General features: G+C 64.9%; 8 protein-coding genes. All 8 read right to left on the bottom strand.

Annotated elements, in window-relative coordinates:
- Window positions 1-24 precede the first annotated feature (24 nt).
- The 8 genes from JOD97_RS00160 to JOD97_RS00125 all read right to left on the bottom strand — a co-directional run bounded on the left by JOD97_RS00160 (window position 25) and on the right by JOD97_RS00125 (window position 13,372).
- Window positions 25-2,523 (bottom strand): DNA internalization-related competence protein ComEC/Rec2, encoded by a 2,499-nt coding sequence (locus JOD97_RS00160; RefSeq protein ID WP_209712635.1) that lies wholly within the window; start codon window positions 2,521-2,523, stop codon window positions 25-27.
- A 127-nt stretch (window positions 2,524-2,650) separates the two neighbouring features.
- Window positions 2,651-4,498, bottom strand: a complete 1,848-nt coding sequence (locus JOD97_RS00155; RefSeq protein ID WP_209712634.1) for a hypothetical protein — start codon at window positions 4,496-4,498, stop codon at window positions 2,651-2,653.
- Between the two features lie 224 nt (window positions 4,499-4,722).
- Window positions 4,723-5,523 (bottom strand): CsgG/HfaB family protein, encoded by an 801-nt coding sequence (locus JOD97_RS00150; protein WP_209712633.1) that lies wholly within the window; start codon window positions 5,521-5,523, stop codon window positions 4,723-4,725.
- Between the two features lie 95 nt (window positions 5,524-5,618).
- Window positions 5,619-6,413: a TatD family hydrolase gene (locus JOD97_RS00145; RefSeq protein ID WP_209712632.1), complete on the bottom strand. Its 795-nt coding sequence runs from the start codon at window positions 6,411-6,413 to the stop codon at window positions 5,619-5,621.
- Between the two features lie 4 nt (window positions 6,414-6,417).
- Window positions 6,418-7,113 carry a lipoprotein-releasing ABC transporter ATP-binding protein LolD gene (gene lolD, locus JOD97_RS00140; protein ID WP_209712631.1) on the bottom strand — a complete coding sequence of 232 codons (696 nt, stop codon included), beginning with the start codon at window positions 7,111-7,113 and terminating at the stop codon, window positions 6,418-6,420.
- A gap of 4 nt (window positions 7,114-7,117) precedes the next feature.
- Complete coding sequence (locus tag JOD97_RS00135; protein ID WP_209712630.1) at window positions 7,118-8,383, bottom strand: lipoprotein-releasing ABC transporter permease subunit; 1,266 nt, start codon at window positions 8,381-8,383, stop codon at window positions 7,118-7,120.
- Between the two features lie 146 nt (window positions 8,384-8,529).
- The gene (locus tag JOD97_RS00130; protein WP_209712629.1) at window positions 8,530-9,222 is read right to left on the bottom strand and encodes a PEP-CTERM sorting domain-containing protein; all 693 of its coding nucleotides are present in this window, start codon (window positions 9,220-9,222) and stop codon (window positions 8,530-8,532) included.
- Window positions 9,223-9,271: 49 nt separating this feature from the next.
- A complete protein-coding gene (locus JOD97_RS00125; protein WP_209712628.1) occupies window positions 9,272-13,372 on the bottom strand; it encodes an SdrD B-like domain-containing protein in 4,101 nt (1,366 codons plus the stop codon).
- Window positions 13,373-13,375 lie beyond the last annotated feature (3 nt).

Below are 13,375 nucleotides of genomic sequence, written 5' to 3'. Positions count from 1 at the left end.
CCGCCCTACGAGAACCGGGCTAACTTAGCGGCCGTACCAGTAGCGGGCGTGCGTCTCGCGGTAACTGGCGATGCGGATCGTCTGGCCGAAGTCGAGCGTCAGGGCGCCGGTTTGATCGGTGCGCAGGCGTTGGATTTGCAGCTCGCCATAGCGCTCGTACACTTCTTTTTTAGGGTGTTGGTAGCGGTTGCGGTAGCCAACCTGAAAAACCGCCACCGCCGGATTGACGGCCTGTAAAAAATCCGGCGTCGAACTGGTGCCGCTGCCGTGGTGCGGCACCAGCAGGACATCGGCGCGCAGCCGTTCGCGGTCACGCAGCACTAGCTGCGACTCCTGCAACGCCTCGATATCGCCCGCCAGCAGCATCGATTTGCCGCCGGCCGTGATCTTCAGTGTACAGCCGCGCGCATTGGGCTTGAGCGACGCGTCCGCGTAGCTGGCGCCCAGCGGATGCAGTATCTCGAAGCGCACGCCGTCCCAGGTCCACGCCTGCCCGGCGGCACACCGCACGTGCCGGCGCGCCGCCTCCATGATCGGGTGATTCGTCATGAGCGACGCCAGCACCCAATCGACGCGCAAGCCATCGAGCACGGACAGCGCGCCGCCCGAGTGGTCGGCGTCGCTGTGGCTGACGATCATGCCGTCGAGCGAGGCGATGCCGCGCGCCCGCAGATACGGCAGGATGACGCGACCGCCGGCGTTGATCTCGGGGCCGTAGCTTGGGCCGGTATCGTAAAGCAGCCGATGATGGCTGGTTTCGATCAGCAGTGCCATGCCCTGTCCGACGTCGAAGGCGGTAACGGTCATGCGGCCAGGGTCGGGGTGCGACGGCTCCGCAGCCAGCAACGGTATCCATGTCGCCAGACCGAGCCAGCGCGCCGGCCAACCCCGCGGCGCCAGCAGCCACAGGGTGCCGAACATCGTCCAGCAAAACAGCCACAATGGCGGCGTCGGCGCCCGCCAGACGGCAAACCGCAAGCCGCTGAACCACTGCAGGCAGATGGTCAGCCACTCCACCAACAGATGCGCCAAGCCGAGGACGAAGCCGGCCATCGGCAGCGGCAGCATGCTGCCGACCAGCGCCAGCGGAGTGACGACAAGACTGATCAACGGAATCGCCACCGCGTTTGCCAGCGGGCTGACGACGGAGACCTGCCCGAACAACAGCATCGTCAGCGGCACCAGCCCGAGCGTGACGGCGTACTGCGTGTGCGCGCCGACGCGCAAGGCCTGCCAGCATCGAGCGCCCCACGTCGGCGCGCCCGGCTGCGAGGCGTCGGCCGCGCCGGGCGCGCCGCGGGCCTGGCGCAGCGTGGTCCGGCCGACAGTCGAATACAAGATCACGGCCACCGCGCCGAACGACAGCCAAAAGCCCGGCCACAAAACCGCCCACGGGTCCAGAAGCACCACCACGCCGAGCGCTGTGCACAGCACATGCGACACGCTGGCGATGCGATTCAGCCACAACGCGACGGCGACCACGATCAGCATGTACAGGGTGCGCTGCGCCGGCACGCCAAATCCGGCCAACAGCACGTAAAACAAGGCGACCGCCGCGCCGACCAGTGCCGCGACCTTTTGCGCGGGCAGCAGCAGCGGCAATTGCGCCCGCGTGAAAAACGAGTGCCGCCACAACGTGAACGCGGCGAGCGCGAACAAACCAGCCACCATCGTGATGTGCAATCCGCTGATGCTGACAAGATGACCAATGCCGGTATTGGTGAAGACCTTCCAGTCCGATTGGTCGATGCCGCGCTGGTCGCCGACCACCAGCGCGACGATCACGCCGGCATAGGGTTTGTCCGGCAGCGCCGCCAGAATGCGCGCCCGCAGCGCGGCACGACCATGCTCGATAAGGTTGGAGGCGCTGAAGACGAAACTATCCAGCCGGCGGTTTGCGGGATGCGGCCGAACATAGCCGGTCGCCCGCACGCCCTGCTCCAGCAGCCAAGCCTCGTAATCGAAACCGTATTCGTTGGCGTTGCCATGGGGGCGCTGGAGGCGAACCGTCAACTGCCAGCGCTCGCCCGGTTGCACGTCCCCCACCTCGGTCACCTGATCGCGGAAACCGGCATACCAGGACAGCGCGATGCGCGGCGGGACCCTTGCTGGCACGGGCGGCGGCGTCCCAGCGGCGCCACCTCCATCCAGCACCCGCTCCACCGCAAAGTTGAAGCGTGCGCCCTGCGCGAAACGATAAGGCAAATTGTCGACGGTGCCGATCACCGTGAAATCGCGGCCCTCGTCCGCGCTCGCCAGTTGCGATGACAACACCCCGTGCGCCAGCCAGGCCGCCCAGTAAAATCCAACGATGGCGCCGACCAGCACAGCGTGCGTCGCTCCCCAAACCCGATGTCGAAGCGCGCCATCGTCAATTAACCGCCGCTTGCTTGCTAGCTGCCAAAGCGCCAGCCATGCCGACAGAAATCCGACAGCCCACGCCATGACCGAGATGGCGGGCAACATCGCTCGCGTCTGCAAGAACGCCGCCCCGCCGGCAAAGCCGATAATCGCCATCCGCATCGCCACCCCGCCAGTGCGCCGTTCGTTCGACGATACTAAGCAAGCTTGTACGGGGATTTCAGGCCGACGAGACGGCCCTTGATCGCAATCAAAGTATGTGTTTCCGCAGTGCCATCCTAAAGCATCGTCAATTCGCAGTCATGGCGGGGATCGCCCTGCACAGCTGGTACATATACGTCTTCCGGGCCAGCGCGGCCGGATAAACGTTGCAACTGGCGACATCGACGGCGATGCCAAAGCGCTGCAAATGCTGCGCGGCCGCGTCGACGATGGCGCGATTTGGCGTCGCCAGGTCGATATCACGATACCGTGGCGGCAGTTCGAAGGTGCAGCCGCCGGAGGGCAGCCGACGCAGTTCCACCTGCAAGCGCACCACCCGCCCCAGCCAGTCCAGCTTGGCGCAACCGGCCGCATCGTCGGTCAAGCCCAGCCATTGAGCCGCGGCGAGCTTGTTACGCAACGTATCGAGCTTTTCGTTCTTCACCGCCCCAAGCATGACGTAATGCGGACCGCTGCGTTCGGCCACGGCCTGGCGCATGCGTTGGCGCCACGCCGGCGATTCCGGGAAGCCGGTGTCGACACCGATGAATTTCACCTGCGGCGGGAACATCGTCGCCATCCAACCCATCGGGGGCTCCGGCTGGGCGAAGAAAATCACGCTTTGCGCCGGCGCTTCAAAGGCCGGCACCTCGGCGCTGTAGGCCTGCGCTCCCCACTGCGCATTGCCCCATTGCGGCGTCGCGGTGGCACACAGCAGCAGGACCACCAGCGTCATGCCGGCCAGGCGGTGCGCAGCCTGCGCCGATGTGGCGATGCCGCGCCACAGCAGCCAGATGATCAACGGCACCAGGAGTTCCAACGGGATCAGGTAGCGGTAAATGCTGAACATACGCATCCAGACCAGATAGGCCAGGCCACAAAACACCAGGAAAAATCGCCCGCGCGGACCAACGCTCGGCAATGTCACGCCACGCACACGCCGCAGCAACGCCAGCACGCCAAACATGGCCAACAGCGTATAGGTTACCGGCCACATGACCAGGCTGTGCGCCACCTCCGTCACGCGATGGAAATCGCTGGCAAAAATAAACGGCCAGCGCAAATATTCAAGCAGCGTCTTCGGTAAAAACGACGTATCGATAACGCCAGTCTCGGCCGCCCAAGGGCTGTGGAATATGTTATTAAATTGCGGGAACAGCGGATTGCCGAACATTTGCCACATCTTGAGGAACCACCAGCCGCTTGTCAGCGCCACGCCGGCCGACACGCCGATGCCGAACAGGAAGGCCATCGCGAATCGCCGGCGATACGGCAAGGGAACGCAAAGAAATGCCAGGCACATCGCGACCGCATACGGGAGATTGGTCAGTTTCAATCCGGTTCCCAGTCCCATCAGCAAGCCGGCGCCCAGGACGGCCATCGTCCCCTTGACGTTTTGATCGAGCATCGCCTGCCAGCGTGACAAAGCCAAATAAAGGCCGCCCAACAAGAACAGCGCGGTGGTGTTGTCCCCCATGGTGTTGCCCAGCTCTCCACGGAAGCCCGGGCCAAGCACGGCGGCGGCGGCCAGCAGCAGCGGCAGGCGCAGGTCGGCGCCCGCCCCGGTCAGCTGGCGCGCGATCCCAAGCACCAACACGAAATTCAGTCCATGCAAGGCGCCCATGACAAAGCCAACCACCAGCGGCGGCGACAAACGGTTCAAGCCGTAGTAGAGCAAGTCCAGCGTGGGATTGAAATACGTCTGGAAACGGGCCGGCGCCAGATCGAAGCCCAGGCGGTCGTTCAGCAACGCGTGGACGTTGTATAGATGATAGTTGCGCAAATCCCAATTGGCGTCCTGACCGATCACCATCGACATCAAGCCAAACAGCACGGGAATGAGCACGGCCGCCACCATGCCGGCGCGCGGATGGGCGAGCCACCCCGTGCGGCGGACAAACCAGACGTCCAGCGCCGCCAGCGCTCGGTTCAACACGCTCACGCCCCGGACCCGCCAGCGGACTTCGCCGCCCAAGTTTCTGCCATGGAGATGAGAGCCTTGCGGAATTTATTCATTGTGTGGCGCCGAAAGAAATCGAGGCCAGCATTATAGTTTCATTTAGCAATTACTTGCACAATAGTAAAATAACCCGAGCAAAGACAAACGGCGGCAGGGATGCCCCGCCGCCGTTCAATGTGACAGCCGATAAAAGCGGACGCTTATTTCACGGAAACGTCAGTCGCCTTGACCGCCACGCGCTCGTTGATGTTCTTGGCGGCGATGGTCTCGGTCAGGAACGAGGTCGACTTGACCAGCAGGTCGCGCGCCACCTCTTCCAGCGGCGAGCCGCTGATGCTGGCGTGATTGCCGCCCAGGCCGGTGCCGCCGCCCCAGCCCATCGCCGAGACGCCGAAGCCGGTCTTCTCGTTATTGGCCTGGAAGGTTTTGGAGGCGATGATCTTGGCGCGCTTGACGTCCACCACGCGGATGTCCATGTTCATGTGGACCTTGGATTTCTTGTAATCGACCGCGCCGGCCAGCATGCTCAGCGGGCCTTTGAGGAAGCTCAGGCCGCCCAGGCCGGTCGAGCTCTGCTCGAAGCCCAGCGAGGTGATCGAGCCGGTGATCATGTAGTCGGCGGCTTCCGCTTCGACCTTCTTGCCGATCAGCGCCAGCTCCTTGTTGATTTCTTCCATTTCGGCGCGTTCCTGCACGTCGAAGCAGCCGGTCTGCGTCAGCGCGGTGGCCAGCATCTCGGTCATGCCGGTGCCGACGCCGGTGTAGGTCGGCTGCGCCACCGTGCCCGAACGCTCCCACCAGCGGTACTGCCGCGGGTCCTGCTGGCCGGCGCCCGACGAGCAATCGGCGGATTTGCATTTGAACTCCGTGAAGACGACCTTGGCCGCAGGCGTTTTGCACTTGGGCACGTCGATCTGGCGTTCCGAGACCTCGCTCGAATCGGCAAAACACAGGGCGGGGACAAACAGGAGGGCGGCGGCAAGGCGAACGTCTGGTTTCATATGGATTTCCGTGGGTTGGTACAGGCAAATATTGGCGATTATGCACTGCCAACCCATTCTGAATTCTATCCAAATGTCACAAAATCACTTATCACCTAAGAAACTTTCATCCGCAACAACACCGCCCGCGCGTTGGCGCTGGTCGCCTCGGCCACCTCCTGCGCGGAAATGCCGCGCAGCTCGGCCAGCACCGCGCCGATGCGGGGAATTTGGTCGGGACTATTGCGCCCCGGGTGTATCCAGCTGGGCGAAATATCCGGCGCGTCGGTTTCCAGCACGATCGCCTCCAACGGCAGCTCGGCGGCCATGCGGCGTATCTGCAGCGCGCGCGTAAAGGTCATGGCGCCGCCGAAACCGAGCTTGAATCCCAGGTCGATATAGGCCTGCGCCTGCTGGAAGCTGCCATTGAAGGCGTGGGCGATGCCGCCATTGGGACGGATCTGGCGCGCGTGCTTGAGCACCACGTCCTGCGAGCGGCGCACATGCATCAGCACCGGCAGCCCGAAGTCGCGGGCGATCTTGAGCTGTTCGCGGAAGAAGAAGATCTGCTTCTCGCGCATCGCCGGCTCGGTCAACATGGGGAGGAAGAAGTCCAGGCCGATCTCGCCGAGGGCGACGAAGCGCGGATCGGCCAGCGCCGCCTCGACCTGCTCGCGCAGCAGGCGCAAGTCGTCCTCGCGCGCGTTGGGCACATAAATGGGATGGATGCCGAGCGCGTAGCAGCCGTTGTCCACGCTCGCCGCCAGCTGGGCGACGATGGAGAAATTGGCCGTCTCCACCGCCGGGATGACGATCATGCCGACACCCTGCGCCCTCGCCTTCTCCGCCTGTTCGACGGACTCGCCGCCGAATTCGTGGGCGTCGAGGTGGCAGTGGGTGTCGATCCACATGATGTCAGTCCTGGTAGGGTTTCAAGCCTTCGTCGGTCAGGCGCAGCACGCGGTCGCAGCGGCGCGCCAGTTCGATGTCGTGGGTGACGATGACGAAGGCCGTGCCCAGGTTGCGCGACAGCTCCAGCATCAATTCGAAGATCTGCTGCGCGGTGGCGTGATCGAGGTTGCCGGTCGGTTCGTCGGCCAGCACGCAGGCGGGCTGCGTGACCAGCGCGCGCGCCAGCGCCACGCGCTGACGTTCGCCGCCGGACAACTCGCCCGGCACGTGGGTGACACGCTTGGCCAGGTTGACGCGGGCGAGGATTTGCTGCGCCGCGCTGGTCGCTTCGCTGCGTTTGACGCGCCGTATCATCAGCGGCATGCCGACGTTGTCCAGCGCCGAGAATTCCGGCAGCAGGTGGTGGAACTGGTAGACGAAGCCGAGCGAGGCGTTGCGCAGATCACCCCGCGCCGATTCGCTCAGGCTCGCGAAGTCCTTGCCCAGCAGCGTCACGCTGCCCGTGCTCGGCGTATCGAGGCCGCCCAGCAGATGCAGCAGCGTCGATTTGCCGGAACCGGAGGCGCCGACGATGGCGACCCGTTCGCCGCGCCGCACGTCGATGTCGATCCCGGCCAGCACCTGGACCGCGTAGCTTCCCTGCCTGAAGGTCTTGCCCAGGTTGCGGCAGGACAGCACCACCGGTTGTTGATTGGTCATCGGATCACTCATAGCGCAGCGCCTCCGCTGGTTTGACGCGGGCGGCCCACCAGCTAGGGTAGATCGTCGCGACGAACGCCAGGACCACGGCCACGCCGCCGATCTTGAAAACGTCCGGCCAGCGCAGGTCCGACGGCACGGCGCTGATGTAGTAGATATCCTTCGACAAGAACTGCACTCCCAATAAATGTTCAATAAACGGCACGATGACGTCGACGTTGAGCGCCACCAGCACGCCCCCGGTCACGCCGAGGATGGTGCCGAGGATGCCCACCAGCGCGCCCTGGATCATGAAGATCTTCATGATCGAGCGCGGCGAGGCGCCCAAGGTGCGCAGGATGGCGATGTCGGCCTGCTTGTCGGTCACCGTCATCACCAAGGTGGAGACGAGGTTGAACGCGGCGACCGCGATGATCAGGGTCAGGATGATGAACATCATGCGCTTTTCGGTCTGCACGGCGGCGAACCAGTTGGCGTTCAGCTTCGACCAGTCGCGCATGATCAGGTCACCGGACATGGTGCGCTTGAGGTCCTGCGCCACCTGCGGCGCGCGGTGCATGTCCGACAGGCGCAGTCGCAGGCCGGCCGGCGCGTCCATGCGCAGCAGCTTTTCGGCGTCGGCCAAGTGGACGAAGGCGAGCGCCGAATCGAACTCGTTGTGGCCCGCCTCGAAGATGCCGACCACGTTGAAGGAGCGCAGGCGCGGCAGCACGCCGGCGGGCGTCGGCTGGCCCTGGGCCAGCGCCAGCGTCACCTTCTCGCCCAGGTTGACGTGCAGCGCGCGCGCCAGCTCGATGCCGAGCACGATGTTGTAGCTGCCCGGTTGCAGCGCGTTGAAATTACCGCGGCGGGTCTGCTTGGCGACGTCCGAGACGTTGGGCTCCTGCTCCGGCAGCACGCCGCGGATGATGGCGGGCCGCAGCACGTCGTCGCGCACCAGCATGCCCTGCGTCTCGGCGAACGGCGCGGCGCCGATCACTTCGGGATTCTTGCGCGCCTCGGCGGCTTCGGCCTGCCAGTTCGGCATCGAGCCGCGCATGTCGAACACTTCCACGTGGGCCAGTACCGACAGCATGCGGTCGGTCACTTCCTTCTGGAAGCCGTTCATCACCGACAGCACGACGATCAGCGCGGCCACGCCCAGGCCGATGCCGGCCATGGAGATCAGGGAGATAAAGGAGATAAAACTGTTGCGTCCGCTGCGCTTGCCGGCGCGCGTGTAGCGCAGGCCGACCAGCCATTCAAACGGTAGATTCTTGACTATACTCATGGGTTCCAACAAGGCTCAACGATGTGTGAGCCCGAAGTTTGCCATACAAATACGATTTCATGGGTGAAACACCTCACCTTGTCCCCAGAAATCGCCGCGCAGCCGACCCATGGCGGCGCGGCTTAAGCCGATGTTAAGCGAACGTGTTAAGCGAACTTCTGGTCCTGGCCCGGCTTGCGGCGGCCCATGAAGCCGATCAGGCCCAGGCCGAGGCCCAGCATCGCCCAGGTGCTCGCTTCCGGCACGGCGGCGGCCATCGACACGCCCAGCAATTCCTGAGAGGCCTTGCCGTTGGCGCCGATGCCGGTGAAGCTGGTGTAGCTGTACATATTGTTCAGCACGGTGTGCTCGGCCGCCATTTCCAGCATGTGGAAGGCGGCGTCGGCGCTTTCATCGCCGCCGGTGGTGAAGTACTGCGAACCGGTTTGGGCGTAGATGTCGCCGTCGTCGGCCACCAATTCCCACAGCGCCAGCTGGAATGCCTTCTGCGTGCCGGCGTCCTTCATCGCGCTGGCGTACGAGGTTTCGTACAGCGCCTTGACTTCGCTTTTCACGCTGGCCTGGCCGGCGGTGTAGACGGTGTATTGCTGCAGATCGACGTTGGGCTGCACGCAGAACGCCAGGAAGCTGTCCTGCGGATTGACGGTGTTGGTCAGTTCCAGCACCGGGATGCCGACGAAAGGCGTGCCGTTGAAGTTCTGGCCGTCGAAGTTGACCACCAGGCCGCCGGCGTTGTCGAGCGGCGTGGAGTTGTAGGTGCCGGCGGCGAAGGAGGCCCCCGACAAGGCGACGGTGACGGCGAAAACGGCGGCGTGGATGGCGTTGAATTTGATTTTCATGATAATTTTTCTATAAAAAGTAATGGTGTTTGCTAACTCTTAGGGAAACTTATGCGTACGCCGCGTGGTCCTGGCACTGTCCGACCAGCTGGACCGGCGGCGCGCCGTCGCCCACCAGGTCGGCCATGGTCGGCAGGGTCACGCCGGCCACCGCCGCGTCGGCGGCCGCGACGTTGAAGTAGACGTCGGTCATGTCGGCCGTGTGGCCGTTGCTCATCGTGACGCTGCTGCGCTCCAGATGCAGGTTGTTGTTGGCGTCGAGGAACGGCAGCTCCGTGTAGCCGACGGTCAGGCCGGTCACGCCGGCGGCCTTCAACGAGACCAGCTCGCCGGCGTCGGTCTTGCCGTCGCTGTTGGCGTCTTGCCAGATCAGCAGGCTGCCGAAGTGCGCGTCCGACGCGTTGACCACGCCGTCGCCGTTGCTGTCGTAGCTGGCCAGCTTGGCGAAGCCGCTGCCTTTGCCGGTGCCGCCGAACAGTTCGCCAATGCTGTCGATGCTGCCGTTGCCGTTGCTGTCGATCGCCAGGAAGCCGTCGCCCTTGGACAGCCAGCCCGACTGGATCGCCTTGCCGGTGCCCAGCAGGTCGAAGCTGCCGTGCATGTCGGCGCGGGCGATGGTGTGGATACCGTCGCCGTTCAGGTCGATCGCGATGGGCGTGATGGCCGCGTCCCAGCGCATGTCGTTCTCGCCCGAGCTCAGGTTGATGTTGTCGGTCTTGGTGACGTTGACCTTGGAAACCATGTCGCCGTTGACGTCCGAATCGATGGCGTCGTTGCCGCCGGTGTTCTTGACGCCCCACTTCCAGTCGTTCATGTTGTACGTCTTGAACGCCACGTTGGTCTTGTCGAACACCAGGTAGTAATTGCCCGGGGTCAGATCGGCAAACTTGTAGTGGCCGCTGCTGTCGGTCTTGATCGTGCTGCCCAGCTGCTTGCCGGTGGCGCTGTCGTACAGCGACACGCTGATGCCGCCGATGCCCTCCTCGCCGCTGTCCTGCACGCCGTTGTGGTTGCTGTCGCGCCAGACCTTGTCGCCGATGCTGGCCTTGCGGTAGATGCCGGCGTCCTCGGTGGTGAGGTTCTGGCCGGCGCCCAGCGTGATCGTGTCGGTGCGGCCGGTGCTGCCGGAGACGGTGGTGATGTCCGAGTCGGTGGCGTTGCTGCCGACATTGGCCTTCGTGAAGAACCAGCCGGTGCTGTTGACCACTTCCACCTTGTAGTTGCCCGCCGCCAGGCCGCCGAACACATATTGGCCGCCGTCGTGGGTGACGGTGGTGCCCTTGAGCACGTTGTTGGCGTCGTACAGCTTGACGGTCACGCCATCGACGCCGCCCTCGCCGCTGTCCTTGACGCCGTTGTAGTTGACATCCTCCCACACGGTGTCGCCGATGCTCGAGACCTTGACCAGGCCGGCGTCCCGGCTGGTGTCGTTGACGCCCGAGGCGAGCGAGAATTGCGCGGTCTTGCCGCTGGCGTCGACGTCCGAGTCCAGCGCGTCGTTGCCGCCCTGGTCCTGTTTGGTGAACAAATAGCCGTCCACGGCGGCGAACTTGACCGAATACTTGCCCGGACCGAGGTCGCGGAACGCATACAGGCCGGCGGCGTCGGTGGTGGTGCTGGCGATGGCCACGCCTTTTTCGTTGAGCAAGGTCACGCCCACGCCCTTGGCCGCGCCCTCGCCGCTTTGCTGGACGCCGTCGCCGTTGGTATCGAACCACACCTTGTCGCCGATGCTGCCCTTCTGGTAGAGGCCGGCGTCCATGGTGGTGACGTTCTGGCCGGCCGCGACGGTCACGCTGCCGAGATTGCCGCCGGCGTCGGCGTCGCTGTCGATGGCGTTGTTGAGGCCGACCTTCTGCGTGGTGACGGTGTAGCCGTCCGGCGTCTTGATGGCGACCACATAGGTGCCGGCCTCGACACTGAACTTGTAGTTGCCGCTGTTGTCGGTGGTGGTGGTCTTGAGCACCTTGCCGGCGCTGTCGCGCAATTCGACGGTCACGCCGGATTTTCCGGTTTCACCGCTATCCTGCAGGCCGTTGCCGTTGTTGTCGAGCCAGACGCGGTCGCCGATGGTGGCGGCCGCCAGCACGCCGGCGTCGACGCTCTTGTCGACCTGGCCGGAGGTCAGGGTGAAGGTGTGCGACTGGCCGGCGGCGTCGACGTCGGAATCGACGCCATCGTTGGCGCCTTGGTTGGCGGCCGTGAAAGCCATGCCTTCCGGCAAGGTCGCCTTGTCGAACACCACGCTGTAGCTGCCCGGCTTGAGGTTGGTGAACTGGTAGTTGCCGTTGGCGTCGGTGGCGACGCTGGCGCCGACCTGCTTGCCATCGGCGTCGAACAGGCTGACCTTGACGTTGCACACGCCGGCCTCGCCGCTGTCCTGCACGCCGTTTTTGTTGGCGTCGAGCCAGACGCGGTCGCCCACGGCGGCGTTCCGGTACAAGCCGGCGTCGACGGTGTTGTTGACGTCGCCCGCGTTCAAGACGATGGCGTCGCTCTGGCCGGTGGCGCCGACATCGCTGTCCTGCGCGTCGTCGGTGCCGGCGTCCTTGCCGCTGAACAGATAGCCCGCCGGCGCCTTGACCGACACCGTGTAGCTGCCCGGATCGGCGGTGAAGTTGTAGTGGCCGGCCGCGTCGGTGACGGTGGTCTGCACCACCTGGCCGGCGCCGTCCTTGAGCTCCACGGTCACGTTGCCGATGCCCGCCTCGCCGCTGTCCTGCACGCCGTTGGCGTTCTTGTCTTCCCACACGGTATCGCCCAGCTTGGCCTGGACCGCCACCACGCCGGCGTCGAGGTCGGCGTTGTTGTCGCCCGAGGCCAGGGTCACCTGCGCGGTCTGGCCGGTGGCGGCGTCGGCGTCCGAGTCGATGGTGGCGTCGCCGCCCTGGCCCTGCGCGGTGAACAGGTGGTGCGCGGGCAGGCTGGTCTTGTCGAACTGCACGCTGTAGCTGCCCGGCTTGAGGTCGCTGAACTGATAGTGGCCGTTGGCATCGGTGCTGACGGCGGCGCCGGCAGGGTTGCCGGCGGCGTCGAGCAAGGTGACCTTCACGCCGGCCACGCCCGCCTCGCCGGCGTCCTGCGTGCCGTTGCGGTTGGTGTCGTACCAGACGGTGTCGCCCAGCGAGGCCGGACGATACAGGCCGGCGTCGGCCTTGTTGTTGGTCTCGCCCGGGGTCAGCACGATCGGCCCGGTGTTGCCGGCGGCGTCGATGTCGCTGTCGGTGGCGTCGTCGCCGCCCTGATGCTGGCCGACGGGCTTGAAGCCGGCCGGCGCCTGCACCGACACCGAGTAGGTGCCGGCGGCAACATCGAAGTGGTATTTGCCGGTGGCGTCGGTGGTGGTGCTGGCGACGACCTTGCCGGCGCCGTCCACCAGTTGCACCACGACGTTGCCGATGCCCGCCTCGCCGGCGTCCTGCACGCCGTTGCCGTTGCCGTCCTCCCAAACGAAGTCGCCCAGGTGGGCCGGCGGCACCTTGAACGTCAGGTAGTTCGGCGTGGCGCTGGTGTCGGCCGCGCCGCAACCGACCAGGCCACCCGCGTCGCGGACCTTGAACCCGATGTCGAAGCTGCCCGAGGTGCTCTGGCTCGGCTCGAAGGCCAGCTTGCCGGCGGCGATGTCGGCGGCCGACACCTCCGCGTCGACGGCCACGGCCACGCCGTTGAGCAGCAACTTGCCGGCGGTCGGCAGCGAGGTGATGATGACGGACTGGAAGGCGTCGTGCTCGACCTTGTCGACGAAGCCGAAGTCGCTCTGCGACAGCGCCACGGCGTTGCCGTTGTCCAGGTTGAAAGTCTTGTTGGCGCCGGTGGGGGCGTCATTGACCGGGTCGACGATCACTTGCAAGGTCATGGTCACGGTGTTGCCGGCGCCCTGGTCCACAACGAACTCGACGGTGGTGAACTTGCCGTTGTAGTCGGCGGCCCACTGGCCGGGACGGACATAGATGGTGTCGGCGTCAACCTTGCCGAACAGTGGCGTGTTCTTGGTCGAGGTGGTGCCGTCCGGCAGCACCACATACATCGCGCTCACGTTGAGCGTGGCGCCTGCCGTGTAGCCGGCCCCGGCCAGGATGTCGCGCACATCGAAAGTACCTTCGGTATCTTCGCAAATGTGAATAGAGGTAGCAAGGTTGATCGAACTCATGTC

Origin of the sequence: Duganella sp. 1411 (assembly GCF_017833525.1) — a bacterium.
GTDB lineage: Bacteria > Pseudomonadota > Gammaproteobacteria > Burkholderiales > Burkholderiaceae_D > Rugamonas.
Note: the sequence above shows the minus strand (reverse complement) of the source record. Positions and strands in the feature narration are given on the sequence as shown.